The 7997-nt window shown below is 60.1% G+C and carries 8 protein-coding genes and 1 pseudogene; 6 read left to right on the top strand and 3 right to left on the bottom strand.

What is annotated here, in order from left to right; genetic code table 11:
* Nucleotides 1-229: hypothetical protein (locus tag IE266_RS27090; protein WP_229864541.1), on the bottom strand; the 229-nt coding region annotated here is incomplete at its 3' end.
* A 423-nt stretch (nt 230-652) separates the two neighbouring features.
* On the opposite strand from IE266_RS27090, the gene IE266_RS26395 reads away from it, so the two are divergent.
* From IE266_RS26395 to IE266_RS27095, 5 genes and pseudogenes are all read left to right on the top strand, one after another.
* Nucleotides 653-949 (top strand): helix-turn-helix domain-containing protein, encoded by a 297-nt coding sequence (locus tag IE266_RS26395; RefSeq protein ID WP_229864543.1) that lies wholly within the window; start codon nt 653-655, stop codon nt 947-949.
* Nucleotides 949-2268: a type II toxin-antitoxin system HipA family toxin gene (locus IE266_RS26400; protein WP_189683130.1), complete on the top strand. Its 1320-nt coding sequence runs from the start codon at nt 949-951 to the stop codon at nt 2266-2268. Before IE266_RS26395 ends, IE266_RS26400 begins: the two co-directional genes overlap by 1 nt.
* Before the next feature lie 479 nt (nt 2269-2747).
* The gene (locus tag IE266_RS26405; protein WP_035714338.1) at nt 2748-3149 is read left to right on the top strand and encodes an MbcA/ParS/Xre antitoxin family protein; all 402 of its coding nucleotides are present in this window, start codon (nt 2748-2750) and stop codon (nt 3147-3149) included.
* A complete protein-coding gene (locus IE266_RS26410; RefSeq protein WP_189683131.1) occupies nt 3146-3847 on the top strand; it encodes an RES family NAD+ phosphorylase in 702 nt (233 codons plus the stop codon). Before IE266_RS26405 ends, IE266_RS26410 begins: the two co-directional genes overlap by 4 nt.
* Nucleotides 3848-4056: 209 nt before the next feature.
* Nucleotides 4057-4320, top strand: a pseudogene (locus IE266_RS27095) (hypothetical protein); the annotation flags it as partial.
* A gap of 187 nt (nt 4321-4507) precedes the next feature.
* Here IE266_RS27095 and IE266_RS26415 read toward each other — a convergent pair.
* A complete protein-coding gene (locus tag IE266_RS26415) occupies nt 4508-4891 on the bottom strand; it encodes a hypothetical protein (RefSeq protein ID WP_189683132.1) in 384 nt (127 codons plus the stop codon).
* Nucleotides 4892-5000: 109 nt separating this feature from the next.
* Nucleotides 5001-5492, bottom strand: coding sequence for a hypothetical protein (locus tag IE266_RS26420; RefSeq protein WP_189683133.1), 492 nt, complete (start codon nt 5490-5492; stop codon nt 5001-5003).
* Between the two features lie 545 nt (nt 5493-6037).
* Between IE266_RS26420 and IE266_RS26425 the strand changes: the two genes are divergently transcribed.
* Nucleotides 6038-6907, top strand: a complete 870-nt coding sequence (locus IE266_RS26425) for a hypothetical protein (RefSeq protein WP_189683134.1) — start codon at nt 6038-6040, stop codon at nt 6905-6907.
* Nucleotides 6908-7997 lie beyond the last annotated feature (1090 nt).

Consider the following 7997-nt stretch of genomic DNA (forward strand, 5'->3'; position numbering starts at 1 on the left):
CGGCCCGCCAGTGAGCGCGAGGCCCATGAGGAGCTACACCACTTCCCGGGACATCATCGAGCCGGTTGTACTCCGACGTCAGCTTTTGGCCGAGGTTCATGCAGTGCTTCGCCGTATCCGGGAGGTCTGTCACACCAAAGGACGCAAAGGATTGAACAATTCCGAGCGCCATCTTGATGATCTCGTCGTAGGTATAGCCAGCGGGGCCGAAGGTGATCTTATTGTGCATCATGTCCTCACGAGGGTTGGATATCGCGACGGGAATCATCGCTGGCGAGGAGATGGGTCGATCGTCTCCGGCCCCAAAGAAGACGGAGCAAAACAGTATTGAACGCTCCCAGCCCGACCACCAGCAATGCTGAATTGGCCTCTTCACATTGCGGTTCACCTCGGTCCGCCCATCGCACCCTTCGATCCGACGTAGCGAGGATGAGTTGGGCCGAACCAGCTAGCGATGGTCTTGTTCGAGCAGTTGGGGCAGCGCCAACCGCTTAACCGCCAAGCCGAGCGCTACGCCAAGGAATGTATCGATTTACCGGCGCTGCCTCCATAAGCGCCCGCTCAGCCGTGCTGGTGCGCGCCAGCGCCGCTATACGCCTCAGGAGATAATCGTAATATTTGCGCCAAATAGCATAGAAGTGTCGTATACGCTATGACGAATGTTGACTACTTATGCGCTTTGGCGTATACAAACCACATGAATGATTTAGCGCGCACACCGAGACAAATTGGTGCCATCATCCAGCGGGCACGCAAGAAGCGCGACTGGACACAGATGAAGCTCGCCGAGAGGGCAGGCCTGCGCCAGGCGACGATCTCGATGATAGAGAGCGGAGAAAAGCCTGCAAAGCTCGAAACCATCCTGGCTATCCTGGCGGCTCTCGATCTGGAATTCAGGATCGGAGAGCGATCCAAGGGTCATGGCAGTGACATCGAAGAGCTGTTCTGATGGGACGGCGTCCAGCCTATGCGCCCCTGCGGGTCTATCTGAACAATCGCCGCGTCGGTACGCTGGGTCGAGAGGCAAGCGGTGCCATCGGATTCTCTTACGACGCGGACTGGCTGGACTGGGAACATGCGCTGCCAGTCTCTTTGTCGCTGCCGCTGCGGGAGACGCCCTATCGCGGCGAAACCGTCTCTGCCGTTTTCGAGAACCTGCTGCCTGACTCGGACCATCTGCGCCGCCTCGTCGCGGAAAAGGTCGGCGCGCGCGGAACTGATGCCTACAGCATGCTGACCAGGATCGGCCATGACTGCGTCGGGGCGCTCCAGTTCATCGCGGGAGACGACGAAATCCCTGATGTTACCGGCAAGATCGAAGGTGAAGCGGTCGATGCAGCAACCATTGAAAAGATGCTGAAGGGATTGAGCCAGGCGCCGCTTGGCCTCGCCCGCGACGACGCATTCAGGATTTCGGTTGCGGGGGCGCAAGAAAAGACCGCCCTGCTTTGGCATGAGGGACAGTGGATCAAGCCACATGGTACGACGCCGACCACCCATCTGATCAAGACGCAGATCGGCAAACTGCGTGATGGCATCGATCTTTCTGACAGCGTCGAGAACGAATACTATTGCCTGAAACTCACCACGGCATTTGGCCTGCCCGTGAACACCGCCACCATCGAGACCTTCGGCGAGACCAGGGCTCTGGTCATTGAACGCTTTGATCGCCGCTGGACGAAAGACGGGCGATTGCTGCGTCTGCCGCAGGAAGATTGCTGCCAGGCGCTCTCAGTACCCCCGACGTTGAAATACCAGAACGAGGGGGGGCCCGGCATGATTGATGTTCTGGGCCTGCTAAAGGGCAGCGATACACCGATCGAGGATCAGGACATCTTTCTCAAAGCGCAGCTCGTCTTCTGGCTGATGCGCGCGACGGACGCCCATGCCAAGAACTTCAGCGTGTTCCTGAGTCCTGGCGGCAGCTACCGCATGACCCCGCTCTATGACGTCGTGACAGCACAAGGGGCACTGGACGCCCGCCAGATCGAACGCAAGCAGATGAAGATGGCGATGTCGGTCGGCAACAGCCGTCACTATCGCTTCGACCAGATCCACGGTCGGCATTTCCTGCAAACGGCCATGCGCGCTGGTTTCTCGAAAAAGCGCGCCACGGACATTATCGAGGAGATCGCGGCAAGAGCGCCCGAAGCGCTCGAAACTGCCGCAAATGCACTCCCGGAATCCTTTCCGCCAGCCATAGTCGATATTGTCAGCAAAGCGGCCATGGAACGGCTAGGCGGCCTCAAGCTATCTGACAGCGCATGAGGTTGAACACCTTGAACCGCGCCATCGATGAAGACCACCGGCCCGACGATTGGGGGGGGCAAGGCCTTTTCGCTCCGCCGTAGCCAACATCGCCGGGATTGAGACGGAACACCTGATCCGCAAGGCATAAATCCCGGTCAACGGGGAAACAGCTCTCCAGATCTTCGTGGGTCTCGCTGCAAGAGTGTCGACATCAAGACAAGAAAACCCTTGCAAACAACGAGCGTTCATACATGGAACTTCAAGCCGTCGAGCTGATCCCGAATGGCAGGCAGTCGCCGCTTGCGATCTTTGCGACCCTCGCAGGATGATTATGTCCGCAGGATGGGCGATTTCATCGCGTCTTTAACTTTGCGGAAGAGCATCATCTTCTAAGAGTATACATTCATCGAAGGAATTCGGCGGTTCGGGTAACGGGGATCAAGATACGTAGTCCATTTGACCTTTACAGTGGGTCCACATGAGCTATATTGAGGCCAATGGAGGATGCCATGTACGTCGCAGAGAAAATCCGGGAACCCGCACAGATCAACGCTGTCGCGTTGAAAGCCTACGCACGCGTGGCCGATGCCTGGGGTCTTAGCCTCAAGGAGGCGGCTGGCCTTGCTGACATGTCAGAGAGCACGTGGAAGCGCGCCAAGAAGCCGGATTTCGCGGGGGAGCTTACCAAGGACCAACTACTGCGGCTCAGCGCGGTTATCGGCATTTACAAGTCGCTCGAGCTCTATTTCTCCGAGCCTCTCGCGCGAAGCTGGTTCACCCGACCGAACACGGGTCCGCTGTTTGGGGGCAGCCGTCCAGTCGACACCGCCATCGATGGGGGCTTGCCGCAGATCCTCGCGGTGCGTACCTATCTTGACGCGTTGCGGGGTGGGGCATGAAGCAGACCGAGGTTTCCGATCGCGGTCTCGTTCGCCTCCTGCCTGCCACATACCACAAGCCGCCATCGCTGCGCGGTCTCGTCGATACAGATGACGAGATGGAGATTCTGGCCGAGATCGAGGGCCTGACTAGCGGCCGTCTTCTGGCGGAACGTGGCCGCAACCCGCATCTGGACCCGCGCGAGCTCGCTTGGCAACGCCGAAGCCGCGATCTACGCATCTATGGCGACAGTCACGTCAACGCAGCCTTCACCTATACCCGCGCCGGCGGAAACCGATTCAACACCGAGGAGCGCGGCGCTTGGTACTGCGCTTGGGACGTGATGGTTTCCGTCAGCGAAGTGGCCTGGCACCGCACACGGGAACTCGGTTTTACCGGCAGCTTCCATGACAGCGCCCGATATGTGGAATTGCTGGCAGACTTTATTGGCGTGTTCAACGACATGACCGACGAGGCAGGTCATCCTGCGCTGCATCCGGATCCGGCGGTCGGATATCCCGAAGGTCAAAGCCTAGCCCAGCATCTGCGCCGGGCCGGATCCCGGGGCCTGATTTACCCCTCAGTCCGGGCTCCTGCGCCGGGCGGGAATTGCCTGGTCTGCTTCGAGCCGCACGCCATCCAGAACGTCCGGCCGGGCGCGTCTTGGGATCTTGTATGGGATGGGACATCGCACTACTCGATTACGGCTGTCAGCTGACGAGTTACAGCGAATGCGCCCTTGGGGCCCGAAGAAATGACCCGTGCAGCCTCACCCCACGAGTCCGCTTCAAGGCAATCCGCAGCGCCGCTCTCGCCGAATTGCGCGGTCACTGCGCGGAATAATGGGCAGGCGTTCTGCCCTTGCATAGACGCTGGTTTGCATTGGTCTGGCAGCACCCGTAACGCAGCCTCGAGGCCGCCGGATATGCCGCTCTCGAATGGGTCGACTGGTTCAACAACCGCAGCCTCCTCGCACCTATCGGGAGCATCTCGCCAGCCCAAGCCCAGGCCAACTTCTACGCGTCCTTTGGAAACGGAACGCATGGCCGCTTATCTAACGGAGATCAGCCTCCGGAAAACCCGGAGTGGTTCACGCTCATAACGCTTGGCGAGGCTCACCACTTTCGCAAGAGGAAGCCCTTCAGCGCGGCCTGGTTGAGCAGAGAATCTGCGAGCAGCCGGTTCAACTGAGCATTCTCCTTCTCGAGTGCGTTCAATCGCTCCGCGTCCGACACCTCCATCCCACCAACCTTTGTCCTTCCTGACGTAGACTGTGGCTCTGAGAGGCGCCTTGGTGCTTCCGCGCTACTCGCCGCCAGAACAGTGTTTCTGTACTCCCGTGGGAGGCGTCTGGCGGATGTGTCCGCGCACGCCGCGTCTAAGCGCTCCAACCGCAGATCAGGCATCCGTCCCGGCGTACATCATCGAGAAGCTCTGCCAGAAGAACGCGGTAGAAGGGCAGCGCTGCCACCCAGTCATCCGGCTCGCCGAAGAAGAACTCGCGGGGGATCGCCGACCGTAGATCCGCGAACTCGATCGTGTCGCGGTCCGGGAGAGTGGGCGGGGGTAAGCCGTTCGCGGTCATCTCCTCTTCGATCTCCTCGAGGACGGCCGTCACCATCGGACGTGTCACGTAGAAGTCGTCATAGGGCTCGACCCGGACGTGCGGCTGCGCGATGAACATGTCGAACAGATCGCCATGGTTTCGGAAGCCGAGCGCTTCTGTTTCATCCTGTCGGTAGAAGCCAATATCCAGTCCCATGGTTGTTCCTTTCTGATGGATGGGTGGTCGTCGTCTGAAGAGAAGCTGGGTTCGACCGCGGGACGACGGAAACCCCGCTGCGAACAGTGTCACCGTCTTGCTCATGCGGTTACGACGCGAGGCGCGGGCGATCCCGCAACGCGGCCGGGCGGAACTGGTCCACCCACCCCCAGAGGTCTTCCACGGTGCCGTGTTCGAAGCCGACGCCCTTGTCGAGAATGCCGAAGATGCCGCTTGCGTTGAGGTTTGTACAAAGGCGTTCGGTCGGAATGCCGACGCCGAGATAAACGGCACCCTCGACATCCCGCCATGTAGTGTCCCGGACCACGCCGGAGCGCGGGTCGACGCACCAGGCATGATGGAAGGGCAGGGCGCCGCACTCGGGGTGCCAGGCGTAGCCCTCCCAGTAATCGGCCCGCGATGTCAGAGCGAGATCCCAGGCGTTCCTGAACGCCTCGCGGGGCTTGCCCGGCTTGATCTCAGGCGGCAATGGTGTTGCGCCCATCCGAGTGCCATGTGCGGCAAGAAACCTGGCCATGGTCTCCTGGCCAAACGGTTCTGCGTAGCATCGGTCGATCAGGTGGAAATTCGGGTTGTGCATGGTCGTTTCCTGTGTGTGTCTCGAGCACATAGGTTCGACCCTTGGAGGCGGAAAAAATTTTTCAGTCGCTGAGAACCCCCCGCCCGCATCATCCCAAGGCAGAGGGCCTGCCAGGCGCACTGCGGCTGGTGAGGGCTGGCGCTTCGCTCGCGCGGATGACCTTGGCGTCCCTGTTGCCGGAGCACAGCGGTCGAGCACCTCACCGGCTCACGCGAAGCAATCACAATCCCTGAAAAGCTGCCCGGTAGGGACTTTTCAGGTGTTCCCATATACCCGTGTTCTGTTTTCCAGAGCCATTTTGCCGAGCCAGATCAGCATGATGGCTGCTGCGCCCTGGAAGGGATCCGGGGTCACTACGTCGGTCTACGGAGGAGCGATGCGGAAAGCCGGACCTGACCGACCGCGATCCGGGGAAGCGCTGAAACCCACGGGCGGATAGGGTCGCCATCACGGGGCCAGAAAGCGCGCTGAACCGACCGATTTTTTTCTTTTTGGGCCGTTGGCAGTCGCACCCAGTTTCTCTCCAGCCCCTACAGGAGAGAGACATGGACACCGAAGACACCGGCCCCGATGCGGTCACGTATTGCGAGACCGGAATCGCCGCAGACCACATGTATCGCATGTCGGCCTACTTCATCCAAACCCGAGCGCCCGCGCTGCCGGCCGAAATGATGGTGCATCGCGTCCTTCACGCGCTGTTGCATCATACCTGCCGACGGCTGAAGTCGTGGCGGCCGGACATGATCCAGCCTGAGGAAGGCTACCGCATGCGGTGTGTGGATGCCCGTCGCCTGTTCGGACTCGAGAGCAGCAATGACAACCGCGCAATCGCTCGTGCGCTCGATCCGCTGCGCGACACCGGCCTGTTCGACCATCTGTTCTTGGTTCACGACAACCGGTGGCTGGCCTGGCGTTTCCGCGATGAGACGCTCTCCATACTGCTCGCGGACAATCGGTACGCATTGCTCGACGCCAGCATCCTGCCAAAACTCACGTCGATCCTGGGCTACCGAATTTACACTTTCGTTGCGCTCGCGCGGCGGATGCGGAAGCCGATGTTTGCCTTTGATCTCGACCTGCTCAGCGAGGGACTCGCTCAGTCTGACCAGCCCTGGTCGAAGCTGAGCGCACGAGTCCTGCGGGCGCTACAAACGTGTTGTGCCCATCACGACCTGAGGGCTTTCGTGCTGCTGCGCGAGACCGGCAGCCGCCGTGGCATTGATCACATCGAAGTGCGCCTTGTGCGGGCCGGATCCCAATGGTCCAAGGATCGATTGGTGAAGATCGATCCGGAGGTGCGCCGTGTTTTCTTTGTCGGTGGAGACGGCCATGAGATGATCAGGCCCGCGGAAATCAGGAGCTTCATCGATCGCAGGCAGTCCGCCAAGGCGGAAAAGGCAGGCCGTACCGCATGACCCGGTAGCGTTTCGCGTAAGGCCGCAATCCTGGCACAGGAAAAAAGTATCAAGGAATTGGTATTTGCCAGCTTCTGGCAGCCCGCGTGGTCCTGTCGATACCTGCGTAGCTCTATGCGGCAGGTCGGACGGCTTTCGTGAGGAAAAGGAGGTGTCCGGAAACCGAGTTGGAGCCCTTCGTGATCTTTTGAAATGGCCTATATCCCCCGCTTTGCAAGCGCAGGATACCCTGGCCACACCACGACTTTCGCCGATTTCTCGATGCATTCGACTAGCTGTACCCGGCCCAGCGTCGAGGACGCTCAGACGAGGATCATGGATCTCCGGCGGCAGTCGGAGGCGTTCCCGGAAATCGAAGTACGGTCGACCGGGCTCGCAAATGCCGCTTCTGCGGCGACGAGCGCCACCAGAAGCAGGGCCGCACCCGAGCCAAGATCCAGCTGCTACTGATGCAGCAGCGGCCAGAAGACATACTCTGGCCGGATCGGGTCCGCCATCGACCGCGTCCATCTCCTGGATTTGTTCATGGTAGCATTGAAGGAAATGATGGACGACTCCGCGCCGCAATCGGCGCGAAAGCTCGCAAGGCAGCCCTAGCTCAACTAGTACCCGATCTGGCGCTGGCGAATACGCGTGATATCGATCATCGGAGCCAGCATCATATCGGCCGACTTTTCCGGGAACATCGAGGTGGGCAAGACCTACCAGCGTGAGTCGCGCGAGGGTGCCCGAGTAAGCGTTTGGACTTCGCCGATCCAAAGAATTCTCCACAGCCGCCGCGCCCGGTTGCGAGGCTTCACGACGCATGGGCTGAAGATGATGCGTGGTCTCTCAAGGTAGCAGCACCCTATTCTCACCGTTGCGGACCGCGGTGATCGGTCTCGTTTCCCGTAGCGACCGCCTGGTTCCTCAGCTGGTACTCCCCACATTTCCAGGTAGTTCCAAATGCTGCCAGAAAGTCGCAGGCGGCGTCGCGCTCTTGATAAACACACGCGGATTACCGATATCATAATGCATGACCATGTTCAGTCTGATGATGTCCCGGGAAGTGGTGTAGCTCCTCATGGGCCTCGCGCTCACTGGCGGGCCG

Origin of the sequence: Seohaeicola zhoushanensis, from assembly GCF_014656415.1 — a bacterium.
In the GTDB taxonomy this organism is placed as follows: Bacteria; Pseudomonadota; Alphaproteobacteria; order Rhodobacterales; family Rhodobacteraceae; genus Seohaeicola_A; species Seohaeicola_A zhoushanensis.